Source organism: Mesorhizobium sp. M4B.F.Ca.ET.089.01.1.1 (assembly GCF_004022605.1).
Classification (GTDB): domain Bacteria; phylum Pseudomonadota; class Alphaproteobacteria; order Rhizobiales; family Rhizobiaceae; genus Mesorhizobium; species Mesorhizobium abyssinicae.
Genome location: NZ_RZOS01000769.1, coordinates 1 through 1,659, shown reverse-complemented (window position 1 = coordinate 1,659; position 1,659 = coordinate 1). Strand labels below are relative to the sequence as shown.

The following is a 1,659-nucleotide window of genomic DNA, read 5'->3' as shown; positions in this document are numbered from 1 at the left end:
AACTGATAGTTAATCATGTTTCTTGTCAACCGGAATTTTGGACCTCTCGCGAGAGGATCGGGCGCAATGAGCGAAACAAGGCGATTGGCGACGCAGCCCAGGCGCAGGCCGAAGCAGGAGCGCAGCCGCGAGCGCATCGACGCGATCCTTTCGACGACCATGCGGCTGATCGGCGAGAAAGGCATCGACGCCGTCACGATGAAGGAAGTGGGTGCGCTGGCCGGCGGACCGATCGCCACCGTCTATCACTATTTCCCCAACAAATCGGCGATCCTGGCGATGCTCTACGAGCGCTTCGCGGAGGAGAGCCGCGCGCGCTTCGGCGCCATCATCGCCGGGATCCGCGGGGTGGACGATGTGACGTCGGCCGCGGATCGGCTGCTCGACGACTACTACAACCGCGTGGCGGCGGATCCGGCCATCCAGGACCTGCAGAACGCGATCCAGGCCGACAAGGCACTGCAGAACCTCGACATCGCCGAGACCAGGCAGCAGGCGAAAATGTTCTGCGACCATGTCGGCCCGATGCTTGAGCCCGAACGGCGCGAGGCGTTCGGCCGCGTGGTGTTCTTGGTCTTCCAGCTTGCCGGCGGCGTTGTGCGGCTGGCGCTGACGCAGGACGAGGCCGAGAGCCGGCGCACGATCGATGACTACCGGTCGATCATCCACACGCAGTTGCGGCTGTTCCTCTGATCGGCGTCAGGGATCCAGCTTCGGCCCAAGAATCTCCACCAGCCAGTCGACGAACACCCGCACCCTTGGCGACAGCTGGCGGCTGCGCGGATAGAGGACCGAGATCGGCGTCGGCGTCGGCGGATTGTCCGGAAGCACCTCGACCAGACGACCGGCCTCGATGTCAGCGGCAAAACGGCGGCGCGGTGCCTGGTAGAGGCCGAAACCCTGGAGCACCAGCGTGGCGGCCGTGTCGGAGTTGGAAACCGTGACTCGCGACGGCAGGACGATTTCGCGCACCTTGCCGTCGACGGTGAATTCCAGCGGCATCACCTGCCCGGTGCGCGACGAGACGAAGCCGATCATCACATGGCCGGCCAGCTCGTCCAGGTCACGCGGCAGGCCGTGGCGCTCGACATAGTCGCAGCTGGCGAGCGTCGCCTCGCGCGCCGTGCCGATTCGGCGCGCGATCATATCACTGTCGGGAAGCGTGCCGGCGCGCACCACGCAGTCGACGCCCTCGCGCACGAGATCGACAAGGCGGTCGCCCTCGCCGATATGCAAGCTGAGCCCAGGATAGCGGGCGAGCAGCGCCGGCAGTTCCGGGATGACGACGGTGCGAGCCAGGTTGCCGTTGATGTCGATGCTGAGCCGCCCACGGACCTCATGCGCGCCGAAGCCGCCCTCGGCGTCCTCGATGACGGCGAGGATGCCGATACAGCGCTGGTAATAGGCGTCGCCGTCGAGAGTGGTGGTGACGTGGCGGGTGGTGCGCCGAAGCAACTGCACACCCAGGCGCTCCTCCAGCTGCTTGATCGCGGCGGTGGCGCTGGAGCGCGGCAGGCCGAGATCGGCGGCGGCAGCGGTGAAGCTGCGCCGTTCCACGACGCGGGTGAAGAGCCGCATGCTGTCGAACCTGTCCATCGGCGATTGTTCGCACAGGATGAATAGTGTTGGCAATCCGTGCCCGATTATATCGTCCAGCAA

2 protein-coding genes are annotated in these 1,659 nt (G+C 65.8%); one reads left to right on the top strand and one right to left on the bottom strand.

All coding sequences use genetic code 11. From position 1 onward, the window contains the following. Positions 1-66: 66 nt before the first annotated feature. Complete coding sequence (locus EN780_RS33685) at positions 67-693, top strand: TetR/AcrR family transcriptional regulator (RefSeq protein WP_189556964.1); 627 nt, start codon at positions 67-69, stop codon at positions 691-693. 6 nt (positions 694-699) lie between these two features. On the opposite strand, the gene EN780_RS33680 is transcribed toward EN780_RS33685, so the two are convergent. Beyond that, complete coding sequence (locus EN780_RS33680) at positions 700-1,596, bottom strand: LysR family transcriptional regulator (protein ID WP_128276409.1); 897 nt, start codon at positions 1,594-1,596, stop codon at positions 700-702. Positions 1,597-1,659: the final 63 nt, after the last annotated feature.